Origin of the sequence: Prochlorococcus marinus, from assembly GCF_001180245.1 — a bacterium.
In the GTDB taxonomy this organism is placed as follows: domain Bacteria; phylum Cyanobacteriota; class Cyanobacteriia; order PCC-6307; family Cyanobiaceae; genus Prochlorococcus_A; species Prochlorococcus_A marinus_F.
The window spans coordinates 76323-95443 of sequence record NZ_CVSV01000116.1 but is presented as its reverse complement, the minus strand read 5'-3'; the positions used below and the strand labels follow the sequence as shown (position 1 = coordinate 95443).

Annotated in this window: 23 protein-coding genes and 1 tRNA gene; 12 read left to right on the top strand and 12 right to left on the bottom strand. The window is 32.4% G+C overall.

What is annotated here, in order from left to right; translation table 11 throughout:
• Positions 1–7 precede the first annotated feature (7 nt).
• From AMO19_RS04725 to sfsA, 3 genes are all read right to left on the bottom strand, one after another.
• Entirely contained in the window at positions 8–1204 is a 1197-nt protein-coding gene (locus AMO19_RS04725) for a 4-hydroxy-3-methylbut-2-enyl diphosphate reductase (RefSeq protein WP_075507533.1), read from the bottom strand.
• Between the two features lie 89 nt (positions 1205–1293).
• Entirely contained in the window at positions 1294–2754 is a 1461-nt protein-coding gene (locus tag AMO19_RS04720; RefSeq protein WP_075507532.1) for an ammonium transporter, read from the bottom strand.
• A gap of 181 nt (positions 2755–2935) precedes the next feature.
• Positions 2936–3676, bottom strand: coding sequence for a DNA/RNA nuclease SfsA (gene sfsA, locus AMO19_RS04715; protein WP_075507531.1), 741 nt, complete (start codon positions 3674–3676; stop codon positions 2936–2938).
• Between the two features lie 70 nt (positions 3677–3746).
• Here sfsA and murJ point away from each other — a divergent pair, with 70 nt between their 5' ends.
• Entirely contained in the window at positions 3747–5330 is a 1584-nt protein-coding gene (gene murJ / locus AMO19_RS04710; protein WP_075507530.1) for a murein biosynthesis integral membrane protein MurJ, read from the top strand.
• Here murJ and AMO19_RS04705 read toward each other — a convergent pair.
• The gene (locus AMO19_RS04705) at positions 5327–5617 is read right to left on the bottom strand and encodes a DUF3181 family protein (protein WP_075507529.1); all 291 of its coding nucleotides are present in this window, start codon (positions 5615–5617) and stop codon (positions 5327–5329) included. The genes murJ and AMO19_RS04705 overlap by 4 nt on opposite strands.
• A gap of 14 nt (positions 5618–5631) precedes the next feature.
• Positions 5632–5883: a hypothetical protein gene (locus tag AMO19_RS04700; RefSeq protein ID WP_075507584.1), complete on the bottom strand. Its 252-nt coding sequence runs from the start codon at positions 5881–5883 to the stop codon at positions 5632–5634.
• Between the two features lie 86 nt (positions 5884–5969).
• Here AMO19_RS04700 and AMO19_RS04695 point away from each other — a divergent pair.
• The 5 genes from AMO19_RS04695 to AMO19_RS04675 all read left to right on the top strand — a co-directional run bounded on the left by AMO19_RS04695 (position 5970) and on the right by AMO19_RS04675 (position 10706).
• Positions 5970–6043: transfer RNA gene (locus AMO19_RS04695), tRNA-Arg, on the top strand.
• A 77-nt stretch (positions 6044–6120) separates the two neighbouring features.
• Positions 6121–7392 carry a serine hydroxymethyltransferase gene (gene glyA, locus AMO19_RS04690; RefSeq protein WP_075507528.1) on the top strand — a complete coding sequence of 424 codons (1272 nt, stop codon included), beginning with the start codon at positions 6121–6123 and terminating at the stop codon, positions 7390–7392.
• Complete coding sequence (locus AMO19_RS04685) at positions 7389–8663, top strand: competence/damage-inducible protein A (RefSeq protein WP_075507527.1); 1275 nt, start codon at positions 7389–7391, stop codon at positions 8661–8663. The genes glyA and AMO19_RS04685 overlap by 4 nt, the downstream gene beginning before the upstream one ends.
• A gap of 13 nt (positions 8664–8676) precedes the next feature.
• On the top strand, positions 8677–10083 hold the full coding sequence (leuC, locus tag AMO19_RS04680) for a 3-isopropylmalate dehydratase large subunit (protein ID WP_075507526.1): 1407 nt from the start codon (positions 8677–8679) through the stop codon (positions 10081–10083).
• Positions 10083–10706 (top strand): 3-isopropylmalate dehydratase small subunit, encoded by a 624-nt coding sequence (locus AMO19_RS04675; protein ID WP_075507525.1) that lies wholly within the window; start codon positions 10083–10085, stop codon positions 10704–10706. The genes leuC and AMO19_RS04675 overlap by 1 nt, the downstream gene beginning before the upstream one ends.
• Here the strand turns inward: AMO19_RS04675 and AMO19_RS04670 are convergent, their stop codons facing one another.
• From AMO19_RS04670 to psbN, 3 genes are all read right to left on the bottom strand, one after another.
• Positions 10707–12698 (bottom strand): DUF3769 domain-containing protein, encoded by a 1992-nt coding sequence (locus AMO19_RS04670; protein ID WP_075507524.1) that lies wholly within the window; start codon positions 12696–12698, stop codon positions 10707–10709. It abuts the gene before it with no gap.
• Between the two features lie 22 nt (positions 12699–12720).
• On the bottom strand, positions 12721–12849 hold the full coding sequence (locus AMO19_RS04665) for a photosystem II reaction center protein I (protein WP_002805124.1): 129 nt from the start codon (positions 12847–12849) through the stop codon (positions 12721–12723).
• Between the two features lie 109 nt (positions 12850–12958).
• Positions 12959–13111 carry a photosystem II reaction center protein PsbN gene (psbN, locus tag AMO19_RS04660; protein ID WP_011817745.1) on the bottom strand — a complete coding sequence of 51 codons (153 nt, stop codon included), beginning with the start codon at positions 13109–13111 and terminating at the stop codon, positions 12959–12961.
• Positions 13112–13190: 79 nt separating this feature from the next.
• On the opposite strand from psbN, the gene psbH reads away from it, so the two are divergent.
• From psbH to AMO19_RS04645, 3 genes are all read left to right on the top strand, one after another.
• On the top strand, positions 13191–13391 hold the full coding sequence (gene psbH, locus AMO19_RS04655) for a photosystem II reaction center phosphoprotein PsbH (RefSeq protein WP_002805661.1): 201 nt from the start codon (positions 13191–13193) through the stop codon (positions 13389–13391).
• A 138-nt stretch (positions 13392–13529) separates the two neighbouring features.
• Positions 13530–14132: an aminoacyl-tRNA hydrolase gene (gene pth, locus AMO19_RS04650; RefSeq protein ID WP_075507523.1), complete on the top strand. Its 603-nt coding sequence runs from the start codon at positions 13530–13532 to the stop codon at positions 14130–14132.
• Between the two features lie 3 nt (positions 14133–14135).
• Positions 14136–14393: a DUF3146 family protein gene (locus AMO19_RS04645; RefSeq protein ID WP_075507522.1), complete on the top strand. Its 258-nt coding sequence runs from the start codon at positions 14136–14138 to the stop codon at positions 14391–14393.
• On the opposite strand, the gene AMO19_RS04640 is transcribed toward AMO19_RS04645, so the two are convergent.
• Genes AMO19_RS04640 through ntcA form a run of 3 tightly spaced genes read right to left on the bottom strand, consistent with a single transcriptional unit; the run spans position 14374 to position 16551 of the window.
• Entirely contained in the window at positions 14374–14811 is a 438-nt protein-coding gene (locus tag AMO19_RS04640) for a hypothetical protein (protein ID WP_075507521.1), read from the bottom strand. The genes AMO19_RS04645 and AMO19_RS04640 overlap by 20 nt on opposite strands.
• Positions 14812–15795 (bottom strand): DUF3084 domain-containing protein, encoded by a 984-nt coding sequence (locus tag AMO19_RS04635; RefSeq protein ID WP_257008960.1) that lies wholly within the window; start codon positions 15793–15795, stop codon positions 14812–14814. It lies immediately after the preceding gene.
• A gap of 21 nt (positions 15796–15816) precedes the next feature.
• Complete coding sequence (gene ntcA / locus AMO19_RS04630; RefSeq protein ID WP_025971688.1) at positions 15817–16551, bottom strand: global nitrogen regulator NtcA; 735 nt, start codon at positions 16549–16551, stop codon at positions 15817–15819.
• 199 nt (positions 16552–16750) lie between these two features.
• Here ntcA and AMO19_RS04625 point away from each other — a divergent pair, with 199 nt between their 5' ends.
• From AMO19_RS04625 to thyX, 3 genes are read left to right on the top strand one after another with little or no spacing between them, the layout of a single operon-like run.
• Positions 16751–17332, top strand: a complete 582-nt coding sequence (locus AMO19_RS04625; RefSeq protein ID WP_075507520.1) for a cob(I)yrinic acid a,c-diamide adenosyltransferase — start codon at positions 16751–16753, stop codon at positions 17330–17332.
• Between the two features lie 4 nt (positions 17333–17336).
• Positions 17337–17930, top strand: a complete 594-nt coding sequence (gene dcd, locus AMO19_RS04620; protein WP_075507519.1) for a dCTP deaminase — start codon at positions 17337–17339, stop codon at positions 17928–17930.
• Position 17931: 1 nt separating this feature from the next.
• Complete coding sequence (gene thyX / locus AMO19_RS04615; RefSeq protein ID WP_075507582.1) at positions 17932–18564, top strand: FAD-dependent thymidylate synthase; 633 nt, start codon at positions 17932–17934, stop codon at positions 18562–18564.
• 3 nt (positions 18565–18567) lie between these two features.
• Here the strand turns inward: thyX and AMO19_RS04610 are convergent, their stop codons facing one another.
• The gene (locus AMO19_RS04610) at positions 18568–19113 is read right to left on the bottom strand and encodes a thioredoxin domain-containing protein (protein WP_075507581.1); all 546 of its coding nucleotides are present in this window, start codon (positions 19111–19113) and stop codon (positions 18568–18570) included.
• Positions 19114–19121 lie beyond the last annotated feature (8 nt).

Genomic DNA, 19121 nt, shown 5'->3' with positions numbered 1-19121 from the left:
AACAACTTCAGGAAGCAATATCAATTAACTTTTCAATAACATCCGCAACGACCTTATCAGGAGTGGATGCACCTGAGGTAATTCCAACATTAATTATTCCACTAGGTAGAAAGTCTTTTTTAAGTTCTAATTCTGATCCTAGTGGTTTATGAAATATTGAGTTTTCTTTGACTGATATCCTTTCAGGCGTGTCAATGTGAAAAGAAGAAATATTTTTTGTAATTGCTATTTCTTGTAAGTGCGTAGTGTTGGAAGAATTAAAGCCTCCAATAACTACTAGAATATCAAGGTCCTCATCAACCAAAGAAAACATTGCATCTTGTCTTTCTTCAGTTGCATCACAAATAGTATTAAAAGCTAAAAAGTGACTATTTAAGTTTTCTGGTCCAAATTTTTTTAACATAGTCCTTTCGAAAACCTTCCCAATTTCTTCAGTCTCGCTCTTAAGCATAGTTGTCTGATTTGCAACACCAACTCTATCTAAATCTTTATCAGGATCAAATCCATTAGAACAAGCTTTAGCAAATTTGTTCATAAACTCATTTCTATTACCTCTCCCCAGAATATATTCAGATACGTAATTTGCTTCTTCTAAATCGAGTACAACTAAATATTTGCCAGCGAATGAACTTGTAGCAAGAGTCTCTTCATGCTTAAATTTTCCATGGATAATAGATGTGAAAACATGTTTTTTATGTTTTTCAACTGTATGCCAAACCTTAGAAACCCATGGACAAGTTGTATCAATGATATGACAACCTTTCTCGTGCAAGAGTTTCATTTCTTGAACGGTAGCTCCAAAAGCAGGAAGTATAACAACATCACCATTAGAAACTAGAGAAAAATCTTTGATTCCATTTTTAGCTGAAATGAATTTCACATTCATTTTTCTTAAATGATCATTAACCGAGGGATTATGAATTATTTCGTTTGTTATCCAAATATTTTCATTAGGGTAATGTCTTCTAGTTTCATAAGCCATTGCTACAGCTCTTTCAACTCCCCAACAGAAACCAAAGGCTTGGGCTAACTTAATATTTAGTCTGCCTTTAGTGTAAGTAAAACCATTATCTCTAATAGAACTTATCAAATCACTTTGGTAAGCTTCTTCTAACGCTTGAGCTCTTTTTGTTGGAGAATCGAAACCCCTTCTATTGTATCTATCAGAATGATGAAGAGATCTTCTAAAAGCTTGAGTATCCATCTTCCCATATTACAACGTTTTAAATAATTTTTCGTAAAAAAAAAGAAACCTGACATAAGTCAGGTTTCTTAAATTAATTTTGAGTTAGATTACTTAGCAGATGCAAAGTCTGGATATGCTTCCATTCCATGCTCTCCTATATCTAAGCCTTGAGTCTCTTCCTCTTCAGATACTCGGATTCCACCGAATAATCCTCCAATTACGGACCAGGCAATCCAGCAAGTAACTAGTGTCCAAATAGCATAAGCTGCGGCACCAAGAGCTTGAACTAGAAGAAGGGTAATACCTCCGCCATTGAACAATCCCATACCTGCTCCATCACCTTGTACAGCTGTACCCCAAAGACCGATAACAACAGTACCCCATACACCACAAACTCCGTGAACAGAGAATGCGCCTACAGGATCATCGATCTCAGCGGCATCAAGTGCTGCAACAGAAAATACAACGATTATTCCACCCACTAGTCCTGCGAACCAGGCTCCAGCAAGAGTCATATCACCGCAACCAGCAGTGATACTAACCAAACCAGCAAGGATTCCGTTAATTATCATTGTAAGATCAGGCTTACCAGAAGTTAATGTTGAAACAATAGTTGCACCAATAGCACCAGCTGCTGCTGCCAAAGTAGTTGTTACAGCAACATATGGAACCCATTGATCCATAGCAAGTTGAGAACCGGGGTTAAAACCATACCAACCTATCCATAGAACTAGTGCGCCTAGAGTAGCTATAGCCATGTTGTGTCCTGGCATAGCTTGTGGTTTCCCATCAGAGTATTTGCCAATTCTTGGTCCAAGAAGCATAGCTCCTACAAGACCCGCCCATGCTCCAACTGAGTGAACAATTGAAGAGCCGGCAAAGTCTACAAAACCTAAAGAATCAAGCCAACCACCATTCCATTTCCAGCTACCAGCAATTGGATATATAAATGCAGTTAATACAACAGCAAAAACAACAAATTCTCCAAATTTAACTCTTTCAGCAACAAGACCGGATACGATAGTTGCCGCAGTTCCTGCGAATGCAGACTGGAACAAGAAATCAACTGTTGGGACTAATCCAGCATCAGTTACCATATCTGCGGTAACTGTTGGATCAAAAAATAAGCCTCCAAAATAAAGCCATCCGTCAGCAACACTACCTCCGTACATTAATGAATAGCCGATAAACCAATAAGAGGTTACAGCTAGAGCAAATACGAATAGGTTTTTAGCAAGGATGTTTACTGCGTTCTTAGAACGACACATACCTGCCTCAACCATAGCGAAACCAGCGTTCATAAAGATCACTAAAATAGTAGCGATCAAAAGCCATAAATTGTTAGCAAGAAAAGCTGCATTCAACTCAGGTAAATCAGCTGCGTGAGCTGAAAGATTAAAAATACCTAAACCGAACAGAGCTAAAGGAACAGTCGCAAGCCACAACATTGAGCGGTTTGAACTAAATCCTCGAATACTCCTCAAAAGGAGCATAGGTCCATTAACAAGACTTGCTTCTTGTAATCTGGACCTAGAGCGCCTTTGAGGCGTTTGCAAAGCAGTGGTCATAAAAAAAAATTAGATCTGCAAAAAAACAGTTTGTGCTGTTTCCTTTCATATTCAATTTTGCTCAAAAAACTAATTAGTGTCTAGTAGTCGTTGTTACCAATTTTATAGTTGCACCTTAAAACTATATCTGTTAAATTAAAAAATTTTTTTTTAAAAGCTTTTCAAATTATCAAGATTTCATTTATTTCAAAGGTTTAATTCCTTTCCATGATACGTGGTCTTTATGAAATTCAAAAGAACATGGGATAGTAATCATTCCTAAACTTAGAGATTCCCGAAAAAGACTGCCGTATAAGGGATCTGCTTCATCTCCAGGGGCAAAATAACAGGCGTCTTTTCTCGTCATACAAAGTACTAAAACACTTTTACTTTCAGGAATTAATTCCTTTAATTCCATGAGATGTTTTTGGCCTCTTTCCGTGACTGTATCTGGGAATAGAGCTACATTTTCTTTAATCCAAGTAGTATTTTTAACCTCTATGTAAATGTTACGTTTATCAGGATTTGAAGATTTTGGGGTTAAAAAAAAGTCAATTCTGCTTTTTTTATCTTTTCCATAAGGAACTTCAGATTTAATTGTCTCTATTTCACCTATTATTTCTGTTAGAAGATTTTTCTCGATCACCCTTTTGATTAACTTGTTTGCAAATAGAGTATTAATACCTACCCAAACCTCCTCATTTTCTTCATTAAAAACACATATCTGCTCCCAAGTAAAAGGTAATTTTCTTTTTGGAGAAGTAGAGACACTTATTCTTACTTTTGCTCCCTCACTCAATAGTCCCTTCATTGGGCCAGTGTTAGCGCAATGAGCAGTTACTACCTCTCCACTCTCTAATTCAATATCTGCAAGGAACCTTTTATACCTCTTAATTAAAACCCCTTCAATTAATGGATCAAAATCAATTATTCGATCATTCATAAAAATGTCGTTATTTAGAAATCAAATATAATTGAAACTTAAACTGATTGAAAAATTTAGACGAATCCAAATGCATTCATTTTTAAAAAATAATGTTTTTTCAATTTCGTTTGGTACTAGTCTAAGTAAATTAGCTGGATGTATAAGACAAATATTTATAGCTGCTGCTTTTGGGGTTGGTGCAACTTACGACGCGTTTAATTATGCATATATAATTCCTGGTTTTTTGATAATAATCATTGGGGGTATTAATGGTCCATTGCATAACGCAGTCGTTGCAGTTTTAACTCCGCTTAACAAAAAAAATGGAGGGATTGTTTTAACTCAAGTAAGCATAAAACTTTCAATATTATTATTAATTTTAGCCATATTGATTTACTCGAATTCCAGTTTATTAATTGATTTGTTAGCCCCGAATTTAAGTTACGAAGCTAAATCTATTGCCACGTACCAATTACAAATACTCACACCTTGCATACCTTTATCCGGCTTCATAGGTTTAAGCTTTGGCGCCTTAAATTCCCAAAGAAAATTCTTTTTATCAAGTATAAGTCCAGCAATAACGAGCGTAACTATCATTTTTTTTATTTTTTTTAGTTGGATTTTCAACCGAGAAAATACATCTTCTATTTTCTTTACTTACGAGGGATTACTGGCATTTGCAACTTTGACAGGAACTTTAATTCAGTTTGTTGTTCAAATTTGGGAAATAAATAAAATTGGTCTCTTGAGATTAGAGTCAACCTTCAACTTATTTAAAGATGAAGAGAGGAGGATTTTCAAGCTAATTATTCCAGCATCCATCTCATCAGGTCTAAATCAAATAAATGTTTTTATCGATATGTTTTTCGCTTCAAGTTTTCAAGGCGCAGCATCTGGACTAGCTTACGGAAACTTTCTTATACAAGCCCCCTTAGGCATATTATCTAACTCATTGATTCTGCCATTACTTCCAAAGTTTTCTAAATTGAAAAGTAAAAAAGACGTAAGAGGACTCCAAAAAAAATTGATATCTGGGATAGAGTCCTGTTTTTTGACAGCTATTTTTTTAACCGGATTTTTCATAACATTCAATAGTCAAATCGTACAATTAGTTTTTCAAAGGGGATCTTTTGATTATTCAGCAACTTTAAAAGTAAAGAATATATTAATTGCTTATGCAGTTGGGATACCCTTTTATCTTTATAGAGATTTATTAGTAAGAACTTACTATTCAATAGAGAAAACAAACTTCCCTTTTAAGTCTTCATTTGCAGGGATAATATTTAATATTTTTTTTGACTGGTTTTTAATTGGTGCCCCAATTAAGAATTTTGGTAATCTTTCTCCTTATAATTTCGGAGTAGTGGGAATAATTTTATCTTCAGGAATAGTCAACTTTATAGTTTGTATTTTTCTTACTTTTAATCTGCGTAATGAGAATATCATTTTGCCTAACTTGAAATTATTGAGGAAAGTTAGCCTCATGTCATTAGCAGTATTTATAGACAGCACACTTTGTTTTACTATTTTGAAAATTACGAATAACCTCAATTCAAATCTCGCGGAATTTTTATTATTAGTATTTGGAACTCTAACTTTTTTTGTAGTTTATTTTTTACTTACAAAATGCTTGAAAGTAAATAAATTTAAAGTTTCAAAAAAAGAGATTTAGTTTTTAAAAAAACCTTCCAAAATCTCCTCTAATTCAAAAATTTGTGAGTTAGTGATTAATTTAATCAGTGGAATACTATTAACACCATCCCCTACTTTTACATTTATTGCTTTCAAACTTAATTTTGCCGCCTCCAATGGGGCTTGATCTTTATTGCTGATACATTCAATAGCAAGATGCCTAGCTAGGCCAGCGTCTCCAAGGTACAAATTCCACTTTTCTATTTTAATAAAAATCTTTTCGGAAATAATATTTTCTAGATCACTTATACGTATCTGAGAGTCCATAAATATAAATTGATTTAAGTTGATTGTTTTGAAGTATCTTTAGGTTTTTTTATAATTACGAAAAGTAAATGGGAGGCCAAAAGAACTGACCAGACAATTGCAAAATTATTAAAATAGCCAATTTGATATTTAATCTCTTTTAAAAGCCAAGTGCCACTTACAATCGCAGTGAATATCATGCAGTGAATAACAAAATTTACTATTCGAGAAAAATGTTTATAGATGGGATCTTCTAAATCACCATTTCCGTACCACTTTATAGGCATATTAATAATTTGATTGTTAACAATAGACATTTTACCCGAAATCTAGTTGACTAAGAGACCCTGAAACAGAGATATTACATAATTATGCGCCTGTAGCTCAGTGGATTAGAGCACCTGACTACGGATCAGGGTGTCGGGAGTTCGAATCTCTCCAGGCGCGTTTAAAATTCTGAAATATTCTTTTTATATTTTTCTAAAAAATATCGTCTATATTATGGATATTACTTCTCAAATTCAATGAATATTCTTCAAAATCTTAAAGAAAGTGATCCAGTAATATCAAACTTTATCAACTCTGAAAAAAATAGGCAGGAAACTCATCTTGAGTTAATCGCAAGCGAAAATTTCGCATCAATTGCCGTTATGCAGGCTCAAGGTTCTGTCCTTACAAATAAATACGCCGAGGGATTACCTCAAAAAAGATATTACGGGGGATGTGAATTTGTTGATGAAATCGAAGAATTAGCTATACAGAGAGCGAAAAAATTATTTAATGCAAATTGGGCTAATGTTCAACCCCATAGTGGAGCACAGGCAAATGCTGCTGTTTTCCTAAGTCTACTTAAACCTGGCGACACAATCATGGGGATGGATTTATCTCATGGTGGGCACCTAACTCATGGTTCTCCAGTAAATATGAGTGGTAAGTGGTTCAATGCAGTTCACTATGGTGTAAATAAAGAAACTAGTGAATTAAATTTTGATGAAATAAGAGAGATAGCACTTGAAACAAAACCAAAATTGATCATATGCGGATATTCTGCTTATCCAAGAACAATTGATTTTGAGTCATTTAGAAATATTGCAGATGAAGTTAGTGCTTTCTTAATGGCTGATATTGCACATATTGCCGGTCTTGTTGCTAGTAAACTTCACCCAAATCCAATACCTTATTGTGATGTAGTAACAACAACTACTCATAAAACATTAAGAGGGCCTAGAGGGGGGCTTATCTTATGTAAAGATGCAGAATTTGGAAAGAAATTTGATAAATCTGTTTTCCCTGGAACTCAAGGTGGGCCCCTAGAACATATAATTGCCGCTAAAGCAGTTGCATTTGGAGAAGCCTTGCAGCCAGATTTCGTTAATTATTCCCAACAAGTAATAAAAAATGCAAAAGTTCTAGCTTCAACTTTAATAAATAGAGGTATCAATATCGTGAGTGGAGGCACTGATAACCATATTGTTTTACTCGATTTAAGAAGTATCAATATGACTGGTAAAATTGCTGACTTACTTGTAAGTGAAGTGAACATCACTGCAAATAAAAATACCGTTCCATTTGACCCTGAATCACCTTTTGTAACCAGCGGACTAAGATTGGGAACTGCTGCATTAACTACTAGAGGCTTTAATGAGAATGCTTTTGCTGAAGTTGGCGAAATTATTGCTGATAGATTACTTAATCCAGCCGATTCACTAATTGAAAGTCAATGTAAAGAAAGAGTCTTAACCTTATGTAATCGTTTTCCTCTTTATGAAGGCAAACTTGAAGCATCAATTAAATGAGTCCTAACTCCAAGGGAGTTGAAATTCTTTCTATTGGAACAGAACTACTCTTAGGAAATATTATAAATACAAATGCTCAATGGATTTCTGAACAGTTATCTCAATTAGGCTTAAATCACTTTAGGCAATCAACCGTAGGTGATAATTGTGATCGAATTATAAAAGTAATTCAAGAAATATCGAAAAGGAGTAATCTTCTAATTACAACTGGTGGCTTGGGACCAACACCAGATGACTTAACTACTGAAGCAATAGCCAAGTCTTTTAATGTAACTCTTTCTGAAAGACCGCACTTATGGGATGAAATCAAACAAAAACTGTCAAACTCAAAACTCCAGGACGATTCATCTAGCTTAAGGAAACAATGTCTCTTCCCAAAAAATGCTCAAATAATTAATAACCCTAGGGGCACTGCTCCAGGAATGATATGGGAACCAATAAAAGGATTTACTATTCTTACTTTCCCTGGAGTACCAAGTGAAATGAAAACTATGTGGGAAGAGACGGCGTGTGATTTCATTAAAACCAAATTTTCAGATAATTATTCCTTTTATTCAAATACTCTTAAATTTTCAGGCATTGGAGAATCTTGTGTTGCAGAAAAAATTAACGATCTTTTAAATCTTGATAACCCCACTGTTGCTCCATATGCAAACTTAGGAGAGGTTAAACTAAGAATCACAGCGCGAGCAAAGAATTATCTAGAAGCCAAAAATATAATTAAACCTGTAAAAGAAAAATTAAAAAAAGATTTTTCGAAATTTATTTTTGGAGAGGATAATGATACCCTTCCTAGCGTTTTAATAAAAGAATTAACCGAGAGGAAACAAACTATTGTTTTTGCTGAATCCTGCACGGGAGGCCTTCTATCATCATCACTAACATCAATATCAGGCTCATCTCAAGTTTTTAAAGGTAGTATAGTTTCCTACAGTAATGAGCTAAAAAATTCATTATTAAATATTTCTAAAGAGAAGCTTATAAAATATGGAGCTGTTTCTGAAGAAGTTTGTGAGTCCATGGCAATTAATGTAAAAGAGAAATTAGGATCAGATTGGGCAATAGCAATTAGTGGAATAGCTGGTCCTAACGGAGGTAGTCAAGATAAACCGGTCGGACTTGTCTATATATCAATTTCTGGGCCGAATAATCATGTAACTAATATAAAAAAACTATTTAACTCAACACGAAATAGAGTAGAAATTCAAACACTAAGTGTAAATCTGTGTTTGAACAGCCTCAGATTAATCCTATTATCGAATAGTAAGTAACTATTTTTACAAATTGAGTCAAGATACCTTATTTGATAAAGTTTGGGATTTACACAAAGTTTCAAGACTTCCAGGTGGATCTGATCAAATCTTTATTGGTCTTCACCTTATCCATGAAGTTACAAGTCCTCAAGCATTTGGCGCTTTAAAAGACAAAAAATTAAAAGTTAAATTCCCTGATAGAACTGTTGCTACCGTTGATCATATTGTGCCAACTGACAATCAGAGCAGGCCTTTCAAAGATAATCTCGCTGAACAGATGATTGAAACACTTGAGAAGAATTGCTTAGAGCATAAAATAAGATTTTTTAATATTGGTAGTGGTAATCAAGGAATAGTTCATGTAGTAGCACCAGAATTAGGACTTACACAGCCAGGAATGACAATCGCTTGCGGAGATTCTCATACTTCAACTCATGGAGCTTTTGGATCAATTGCTTTTGGGATAGGTACAAGTCAAGTAAGAGATGTTCTTGCTACCCAAACCATCGCCATGAACAAATTAAAAGTGAGGCAGATTTGGTGTGATAATAAATTATCTAAGGGTATTTATGCTAAGGATCTAGTACTCCATATCATTAACGAACTTGGTGTAAAGGCAGGAGTAGGTTTCGCCTATGAATTCGCAGGTCCTGCAATAGATGATTTATCAATGGAAGAAAGGATGACTATATGCAATATGTCTATTGAAGGAGGAGCAAGATGCGGCTACATTAACCCTGATGAAAAGACCTTTAGTTACATCAAAAATAAATTATGTGCTCCAAAAAATGAGCATTGGGATAAAGCTCTCACTTGGTGGAAATCATTAAAAAGTGATGAAAATTCAATTTATGATGATGTCATTAAATTAGATGCTTCTAAAGTAGAACCAACGGTAACATGGGGGATTACTCCCGGCCAAAGTATAAGCATTAATCAACAAATCCCTCTTTTAGATGATTTATCCCCAAATGACAAATTAGTTGCAAAAGAGGCTTATGAATATATGAGTTTCAAGCCAGGACAATTTATAAAAGATACTCCTATAGACGTTTGTTTCATAGGTAGTTGCACAAATGGAAGAATCAGTGACTTAAGAGTTGCAGCTCAAGTATTAAAAGACAAAAAAGTATCCAAGAATGTCAAAGCATTTGTAGTTCCAGGTTCAGAAAAAGTAGCGGCTGAAGCAAAACAAGAAGGTATAGATCAAATATTTAAGGATTCTGGATTTCAATGGAGAGAGCCTGGCTGTTCAATGTGTTTAGCAATGAATTCAGATAAGCTTATAGGCAATCAAGTTAGTGCTAGTTCTAGTAATAGAAATTTCAAGGGTAGGCAAGGATCTCCTAGTGGAAGAACACTTCTTATGAGTCCAGCAATGGTTGCTGCTGCTGCAATTAATGGCAAAGTCAGCGACGTTAGAGAATTTATCAGCTGATGAAATCCGAGTTTACCCCACCAATTGGGAAAATTTCAAATGTGAATGGTCAATGTATCTCATTGGTTGGTAACGATATTGATACAGATCGCATAATTCCAGCACGTTTTTTGAAGTGTGTTAACTTTGATTCATTGGGTGAATCTGTTTTTGCAGATGATAGAAAAAAATTAAATGGAAGGCATCCTTTTGATCTAGAAGAAAACAAAAATGCCTCTATACTTATTGTCAATAGCAATTTTGGATGTGGTTCCAGTAGAGAGCATGCTCCTCAAGCACTTCTGAGATGGGGTATAAAAGCAATTATAGGAGAGAGTTTCGCTGATATTTTCTATAGTAACTGTATTGCAATTGGAATTCCATGTTTTACCCTTGCGAAAGAAGGAATACAAAAAATTCAAAAACATAAAGATGATAATTTTTTATTTTTAGAAATTGACCTGAAAAAATCCTTCGCAAAATCAAAAGATTTAAATTTCAATCTTGAGATTAAGGAAAGCTCAAGAAAAATGTTTTTATCAGGGGAATGGGATGCTACTTCAACACTGCTTGAGAATGAAAATTTAATAAAAAATAAATTTACCCAATTACCTTATACAAAATTTAATACTAGATTGTTATAGCTATTTAAATCCAAAGAGACTAAAAGAAATACCTCCAGATTGATTATGAGGTTGATAAAAAATACCAACTTCATAGGATCTTTTTTTCCAATTTAGAGAAATTTTAGAATTTATAAATTCACCATAATCATTTGAATCATTTGTTAAGTTCAAAATCCCAAAACTTTTGAGAATAATTGGTCCATATAATTGCTGATCATAAGAAATATTTAGGGTCAAGTCTTCATAATTTTGATCAAACTTAAAAACACTTTTGCCACTATCAAATTTATAGAAAGGTAATAGACTTATACGAGTATAGTCAAAAGTTTTATTTTTAAAATTTCCAAATATTAATTCTGGACCTATACCTAGCCCTAAATATTCTTGATGATCTCCATTTTCATAGAAAGAATATGATGCTTCTAATCTTGTATTAATACTTAAGCCTTTTGTGATTGGTTCAGGAATATACTTATATGAAATATCAATAGATTTCTTTTTAGGTTTTAAAATACTTACTGGAAATTTCTGATCAAGAGAATAAAACAAATTACCCTTCAGATTAGTTAAGAGATTTTTAGTATTTAGAGCTTCAGCTGTTATTTTAGCCAAATCTAATGATAAAAATTCTGACTTTTTGATGCCATCAGTAATCCAAGTATTTTCCTTATGCAATTTTGAACCATAACCAGAGTAAATTTCTGCTTCACCTAAAGAACCATTCCAAACCCTCTCTCTATAAATACCATAAAAACTTTTTTCCCATTCTGAATCTAATAAATCAATTTCTTTACTCAATACAGTTTTAAATCTAAATGCATCTGAAAATTTATTCAAATCAAGAGAATTTAAATTCTTTTCTATTTTTAAATCCCAATTTTTTATTGTGCCTTTAATCTGGGATTCTAGTGCAAAATAATCTTCAAAACTTGCATTTCTCTTTACCCTATCTGAAGTTACTGATTCCCCCTTATTTACGAAACTTTTTGTATGGCCTTTGAGTGAGCGTTGAATCAAGAATTGAGGTTCTAAATCAAGAACAACATCATCATTTATGTCTATTGAGTTAATTCTCCTCCCGATAAAATACCCATCCTTATCTAAATTTTCATATCCAAAGTTCCATGTATTTGCAGGTTGAACATTTTTAAAATCAAAATTTCTACTACCTATCCAAAAGGGGATTGATACTTTTTCGTCAAGTATTAAATAATTTAATGAAGATTTAAATCTAAGTTTTTCATTAATGGGAAAAACTTCTAATGAATTTATTGCTAATTTTGCTTGCTTTAATTCAAGTAAATCATTACTAAATATAGCCTTCTTACTTTTCCATTTATCACCATCTATAATCATTTTTTTTGTAAAAAACACCCAATTCTGTACATTATCAGGAGTATTTATAACTTCCGTTTTATTGAAATCAATTAATTTCTCTAACTTTTTAGAATCTGATAAGCTGAAATTTGAAGATATATCATTAATCAAGGTATTGGTATTGATAGCGCCCTCAACATCTAATAGATAACCTTTTTCACTAATAAAGCTGTATTCTAGTTGTGAAGCTTTAAAGATTTGATCTCCAAATATGAATGTTATATTTCCACTTGCTTCAATTTTTTTATTTAACTTGTCATATATTAATTTATCAGCTTTAAGGAGTTTGCCTCTATAAGAAACAGAAACATTGCCCTCTGCATAGATGACATCGCTTATTTCGGACTGTTTATCCGATTGTATTATTAACTGTTGTTTATTTTCAGCTTTAGAAACCAAAAATGAATTTGTTTTTCTCTTTAAAAATTTTAAATAATCAGTATCTACATCTAAATCATTACTTAGTGAATTTAATGGGATTTTTAAATTATTTTTATTTGATAAAGTTATATCAATATTCCGGTTATTAATATTTTTATTAATTTTTGCTAATTCAGCTGATTTTGATGGCTGAATGAAATTAATAAAAAGAAAAGAGAGAAATATTATTTTTTTCGATATACCTAAGATCAATTTAAGAATTTAATTAAAAAAATTAGTCTTGAGGACTTTCTAGATCTTTTCTGTTAGGGGTTCTAGTTGGGTCACTTGCTAAAAATCCGAAAAGAAATATTCCAACAAAGAAAAAGACGATGGTGTAAACAGAAATTTTTAAAGCGAGCATGGAAATACTAGTGCTGACAGATTTATATCCTATTAAATTTATAATTAAACTATGGTTAATTGTTTACTTTTTGTATTTTTGGTAAATTTTGAAATACTTTCAGGATTAATTAATCATCATGATCATCCCAAGGATCAGTAAGCTTTGCTGCTTTAGGTCCAAAGGCAGTCCATAGACCAAAACCTGTCAAAGCTAAGAGTAAAGCCAGAATTGTTACAGCAATAGAAACTGCAGGATCTGGAGCTGATGATAAAGTTTGCATCAATTTTGCTAAGTTTGTAAACAATTTATGTATTTATTCTTATACAATAGCGAAATAATATCCGATTTTGTGATTTAACATGGGTCAAAAAACAGCATTAGGAAGTCTTTTAAAAGCAATTGGCAATTCAGGTCAAGGAAAAGTTGTACCTGGTTGGGGAGCAGTTCCTGTAATGACAGTAATTGGTCTACTACTTTTAGTATTCTTAGTTATTCTTCTACAAATTTACAACCAATCCCTACTACTACAGGGTTTCTCAGTAGATTGGAACGGAAACTAAATTTCTGAAATTTTCTCTAAAAGCTATTTGGTTAATGTAAAGTTGCCAAAAAGCTTTTTTTTTTAATTTTGTTTTTATTAATTAGTTATAGTTTGTATATTAATAATTCTCAAACAAAATGAGATTTAGAAATAAACAATGAAAGACATATTTTTAATTGGATTAGGAAATCCTGGTAAAAAATACTCAAAAAGTAGACATAACATAGGATTTTTACTTCTTGAACATCTCTCGAAAAAATATAATTCAAATTTTTTGCTTAAAGATAAGCTTAAAAGTTCCTGCTCAGAATTTCAAATCAATGATTCTACTTTCAGATTATTCTTACCAAATACGTTTATGAATAACAGTGGTGATGCAGTCCGAGCAATAGTTGATTGGTACAAGATCAATTTAGATCAGATTTTCATAATAGTCGATGATAAAGATCTTCCCCTTGGAAAAATAAGATTTAGAAGAAAAGGAAGCTCAGGGGGACATAACGGGCTTAAAAGCATTATTGAACAATTGCAGACACAAAACTTTAAGAGAATAAGAATTGGTATTGGTTCACCTACTCCAATAAAAGGAAAAAATAATTTTAATACCATTTCACATGTATTAGGAAATATTTCTCTAGAAGAAAAATCCATATTAGACAAAGTGTACAAGAGAGTCATTGAATCTCTTGTACAGCTAAATACTAAAAAAGAAGATTATATAATTAACGAATTAAATTCTTTTGACAAAGACCAACCTTAGGAAATGCGTTCAAAACCTGAAACTATTGCAAATGTGAGTGTTAAGGAATATTGCTTCTCAAAAAAGCAAATTCAGGGGGTTGTGGAAGCTAGTCAATTTGAATGGACGTTTATATACTCCTTTAATAAAGGTCTATTAAAGGTAAATCCACCTTTAGGAAGAGCATTAATTGAGAATGCCTTATTGAAATTTTTACTGAAAAAAGATTATGAACTTGAAACGGGGAATGAGTATAAGTTCACTATTTCAGCCAAGTTTTAAAATCTAGATTTTCATTCAAAGTAAACTTCATTTTGCAATAATCCTCTAAAATTATTAAAGCTGATATCGCATCAAGGTTTTTATTAAGAATAAAAACCTCTCTTGGAATTAAAAACTTGAGACCTCTTATTGGAAACAGTTCGAAATATCTTGATTTAGCCCTGTAGGTAGTATTCTTTTCCTCAAAAGTTATTATTTCTTTTTTAAAAAAATCTAGTTTTTCTCTAATCTCCCTGTTGGTGGTCCCATTGCCAATAATAATTTTTGATATGTCCTCAGCAGTAATCAAATTTCTGACATAATTCCCAATTAATTCACTTTTAAGAATTATCGCTTTATTAACTTTTTTTTCACTTATTTCAGCTAAGACTAAGCCACATTTACTTTTTCCGGGGTCAATACTTATTACTCTAGACATTTAAACTGCAATCTTTAAAATATTAATTTCAACGACTATAGGTTCTACAGTTTTACTATCTCTTAAAGATACTACTTCCAACTTAAATTTGATATTTTGATTTTCTTTAAGAAAGTCTCTAATCTTTTTTACAAAATTTCCACTTGTATTAATTTCAGTAACTTGTGATCCTTTTGACTTAATTTCATCTCTTGTTTCTCTAAGCAATGATTTAATTTTTAGATTTATTGATTTACTATTTAATTCACTTGCTACCAGATTAGCACTTGTAATAACATCACCTTTTTTTACTATAAATTTATTCTCTAATAAATCTGGAGATACAAAAACATAATTATCTCCTTTTAAAACATTTGTTGCTGATTTAATTAATAAAACCCAGTTACCACCGCTAGCAGCTATTGTCTCAATTTTTTTAATATCACTGGGTCTCCACAAAAGAATATTTCTTGCTTGTTTATTATTTGGGATAACAATTTTTCTAACAAATTTATCAGCTTCATTAAAAATTTTTGTCAAGTCAAGTTTTATATTTGAGCTGGAATCAACCTCAGCAATAAATAAAGTTTGTCCTCTTTTAATAACGATATTTCCTCTCCTAAATTCTTTAATATTATTTTTTAATTGATTTAACTCCTTTTCTTTTTGAATAATTTTACCCTCAAGTTCCTTTCGTTCCTCCTGTAAAGGGATTAATGCCTTTTTACTTTCATCTAAAGTTTTTTGCAAAAAAGGAATATCAACAAAAAGCCTTTGTCTAAATTCTTCACTTACTAAAATCAATAACCCTATTGATATTGAACTAATAAATCCACCGGTAAAAATAGTTATTATAGTTGCTGTTTTTTTCGGTCTTAATTTTAAGATACTAAATCTTGCTTTACCAATCTTTGTTCCAAGAATATCCCCAAATGGTGCAATTAATCCCCCGAGTAATATTAAAAAAACAATTAAAATCCAAGCCACACTTTTCCATATACTCAATACATCATAATTTATGATGAATCAATTAAATCTTTTTGCAAGAGCAATTGGATCAAATACTGTGATCTTTTTTCTTTCAATATTAAGAAGCCCTGAATCCTTTAAATCACCCAATAATCTTGTAATGGTTACTCTTGTAGAACCTATCGCTTCAGCAATTGCCTGATGTGAAAGCCTTAAGTCTATCGTAATACCTTTTTCACCTGCAACTCCAAAGTCTCTACAAAGAACCATTAAAAAACTTACTAAACGAGAAGACATATCTCTGTGTGTAAGAGTTTCTATCATTGTTTCAGTTTGCAGGATCCTACTTGAAAGCCCCTGTAACAGTAATAGTCCTACTGATGCATCTTCCTCTATTGCTCTTAAAACAGAATTTGCAGGTGCTGTAATCATTTCAACTCTAGTGAATGCTATAGCATGGTAAAAACGATCGGATCTATGGCCTGTAAGAAGAGATAAAACACCAAAGAGACTATTCTCTCTTAAGAGAGCAACAGTTATTTCTTCACCTGACTCATAAACTCTTGACAATCTTACTGCTCCTCTTCTTATAAGATAAACTCTTTCAGCAGGATCTCCCGGGAAAAATATTGTTTTAGATCTCTCAACCATTTCTGTGCTTGCACCATCTAGACCTTTAATAACTTCCATTAAAGTTCTATTGATTGGAAAACGTTCTCCAACAGAGTTAATTTTACTTTGTCCGGATTGTTGCGAACTAAAGCGGTTGAATCCTCGTGAAGCAGGTATCATAAATATCTTGACTATTAAAAAATTTAAGGAGACACCCTAAAATATCTTGTATCAACAGTAACAATTTTCAATTCTTATAAGTTTATCAACAAGCTTTTTTCAGTAAGTTTCAAGTTGCTTAAACCTTTTTTAAGTAAAATTACACTATATGCAGCGTTATTAGATTCTAATTATACTGCATATAGAAAGAATCTAAATAATGGTAATTAGTTCATCTCATATCTATTCCAAAGGTAACCTTGATGTTGTAAAAACAAATACTGCTAACAAAAATAACCTAAAAAAATTTCCACAAAACGGACAAATTCAAATCTATCAATCTTCATATAGAGGTAGCTACACATCTATGATTAGAGACTCTCTAAGAAATGCTGCTCTTGGTAGAAAAGTGCTACTAATACAATTTATGAAAGGAGGGGTCAATCAAGGAGTTGATCATGCAGTAAAGCTATGCGGTAATTTGACCTGGGTAAGATCATCGCATTCATTTGATCAATATAATTCTGAAGAAATTGAAAAGAATAAAACTTTAAGAAAATCTGTTTATGAATCTACTATTAAATTATGGAATTTTTGTAAAAGGGAACTACAGTCTGGAGAGAATGACCAAATCATTCTTGATGAAATTTTTTTAGCTATTGATATGAAATTTATCAATAAAGATGATTTGATTTCAACACTTGAAAACCGATTTATATCAGGAGATGTAATTCTTACTGGTACAGATATACCTAAAGATTTATTATTAATGGCTAACCAAATTACCGAACTTCGCTCATAAAACAATGTTAAAAAATGATCTCTGGATAAATCAAAAAGCTTCGGAAGGTATGATTAAACCCTTTCAATCAAATTTGGTGAGACATCTTGAGCCTGGCAATAAACAAAAGCCAGTTTTGAGTTACGGATGTTCCTCCTATGGCTATGATTTAAGACTTTCATCTAAAGAATTCCTAATTTTCAGACATATCCCCGGGACAGTGATGAACCCCAAAAAGTTTAATCCTAATAATTTAGAGAAAACTGTTCTTCACAATGATAAGGATGGAGACTTTTTTATTCTTCCTGCTCACTCCTATGGTTTAGGAGTTGCTTTAGAAAAGATGAAAGTACCAGAAAATATTACTGTAATCTGTATAGGCAAAAGTACTTACGCGCGACTTGGAATTATTGTGAATACAACGCCCGCAGAGGCAGGTTGGGAAGGTCATCTAACTTTAGAATTTAGTAACAGTTCAGGTGCTGATTGCAGAATTTATGCTGAGGAGGGTATTTGCCAACTACTCTTTTTTGAAGGTGATCCGTGCTCTACAACCTACGAAGATAGAAGAGGTAAATATCAAAACCAACCAGAAAAAGTAACTCTTGCAAAGATCTAAAATGAGTAAAGTTGAACTAATTTCGCTAACTCCTGATGCAGAAAAAACAATGGCTTACATTGCAAGAGTTAGTAATCCAAAAAATCAGGAAAATGAAGACTATTCGAAATTATTGAGTTATTGCATTAAAAATGAACATTGGAGTGTTTTTGAACAATCATTTATGACCTTACAAATAGAAACTAACAGAGGAATCGCTGCCCAAATTTTGAGACACAGATCATTTACTTTCCAGGAATTTTCACAAAGATATGCAGATAGTTCTCAATTGGGTAATATCCCCTTACCTGAGCTAAGGCGTCAAGATTTTAAAAACAGGCAAAATTCAATTCCTGATCTCCCTGATGATTTAAAACAAAGATTCAATGCAAAAATTAATTTACATTTTCAGGCTGCTTCAGAATTATATGAAGATTTACTTGCTGAAGGCGTGGCCAAAGAATGTGCGAGATTTGTTTTACCATTAGCAACTCCAACAAGAATCTACATGTCTGGATCATGCAGATCGTGGATCCATTACATTCATTTAAGATCAGCTCACGGCACCCAAAAAGAACACAAGTCTATAGCCCAAAATTGCAAGTCTATTTTTAAACAAAGTTTTCCAATTGTATCAAAATCTTTAGAATGGTAAAAATTATCCATGACTTCGAGGATTAACCTCATTATTTTTATTTTCTTGAATTGTTGAAAATTCAGCATTAATAATTTCCTCATATGGTTTCTCTTCGTTTTCTAAATTATTAATGGATTCTCTTATTTTTATTTCATCTTGTTTACCAACAAAAGTGGATATTAGATTACCCTTTTTATCAAAAAGATTAACTTGAGGAATCCCGTTGACTGCAAACTTTTGGATGTAATTACCCCATTTTTGATTATCAACATTTAAAAAAACAAAATTAATATCTTTTTCGTATTCATCTCTAAAAGCAGAAACTTGTGGAGCCATTTCTTTACAAACTTCACACCACTCAGCATAAAATTCTAGAAATGTGGGCTTATTATTTGTAAAAGCTATTTCAGGGTCAACGGACAATTCTCCAAAACTCTTTAAAAGATAAGTTGATTTAAAAAAGAAATTTCTGAACAAAAACATTGAAATGATAACAATAGATATGATTAAAATCAGTATTGTTTTTAAATTTGTCTTTAAAATTTGCTCTCGACTCTCAGATTGCACTATTAAGA

What these genes read in the sequence shown, in the direction of transcription:
- AMO19_RS04720 (WP_075507532.1), bottom strand. Translation starts at nt 2,754, where the DNA reads ATGACCACTGCTTTGCAAACGCCTCAAAGGCGCTCTAGGTCCAGATTA.
- thyX (WP_075507582.1), top strand. Translation starts at nt 17,932, where the DNA reads ATGAGTAAAGTTGAACTAATTTCGCTAACTCCTGATGCAGAAAAAACA.
- AMO19_RS04645 (WP_075507522.1), top strand. Translation starts at nt 14,136, where the DNA reads ATGCGTTCAAAACCTGAAACTATTGCAAATGTGAGTGTTAAGGAATAT.
- psbH (WP_002805661.1), top strand. Translation starts at nt 13,191, where the DNA reads ATGGGTCAAAAAACAGCATTAGGAAGTCTTTTAAAAGCAATTGGCAAT.
- AMO19_RS04705 (WP_075507529.1), bottom strand. Translation starts at nt 5,617, where the DNA reads ATGGACTCTCAGATACGTATAAGTGATCTAGAAAATATTATTTCCGAA.
- AMO19_RS04625 (WP_075507520.1), top strand. Translation starts at nt 16,751, where the DNA reads ATGGTAATTAGTTCATCTCATATCTATTCCAAAGGTAACCTTGATGTT.
- AMO19_RS04685 (WP_075507527.1), top strand. Translation starts at nt 7,389, where the DNA reads ATGAGTCCTAACTCCAAGGGAGTTGAAATTCTTTCTATTGGAACAGAA.
- murJ (WP_075507530.1), top strand. Translation starts at nt 3,747, where the DNA reads ATGCATTCATTTTTAAAAAATAATGTTTTTTCAATTTCGTTTGGTACT.
- AMO19_RS04700 (WP_075507584.1), bottom strand. Translation starts at nt 5,883, where the DNA reads ATGCCTATAAAGTGGTACGGAAATGGTGATTTAGAAGATCCCATCTAT.
- AMO19_RS04665 (WP_002805124.1), bottom strand. Translation starts at nt 12,849, where the DNA reads ATGCTCGCTTTAAAAATTTCTGTTTACACCATCGTCTTTTTCTTTGTT.
- ntcA (WP_025971688.1), bottom strand. Translation starts at nt 16,551, where the DNA reads ATGATACCTGCTTCACGAGGATTCAACCGCTTTAGTTCGCAACAATCC.
- sfsA (WP_075507531.1), bottom strand. Translation starts at nt 3,676, where the DNA reads ATGAATGATCGAATAATTGATTTTGATCCATTAATTGAAGGGGTTTTA.
- AMO19_RS04640 (WP_075507521.1), bottom strand. Translation starts at nt 14,811, where the DNA reads ATGTCTAGAGTAATAAGTATTGACCCCGGAAAAAGTAAATGTGGCTTA.
- psbN (WP_011817745.1), bottom strand. Translation starts at nt 13,111, where the DNA reads ATGCAAACTTTATCATCAGCTCCAGATCCTGCAGTTTCTATTGCTGTA.
- glyA (WP_075507528.1), top strand. Translation starts at nt 6,121, where the DNA reads ATGAATATTCTTCAAAATCTTAAAGAAAGTGATCCAGTAATATCAAAC.
- pth (WP_075507523.1), top strand. Translation starts at nt 13,530, where the DNA reads ATGAAAGACATATTTTTAATTGGATTAGGAAATCCTGGTAAAAAATAC.
- AMO19_RS04725 (WP_075507533.1), bottom strand. Translation starts at nt 1,204, where the DNA reads ATGGATACTCAAGCTTTTAGAAGATCTCTTCATCATTCTGATAGATAC.
- dcd (WP_075507519.1), top strand. Translation starts at nt 17,337, where the DNA reads ATGTTAAAAAATGATCTCTGGATAAATCAAAAAGCTTCGGAAGGTATG.
- AMO19_RS04675 (WP_075507525.1), top strand. Translation starts at nt 10,083, where the DNA reads ATGAAATCCGAGTTTACCCCACCAATTGGGAAAATTTCAAATGTGAAT.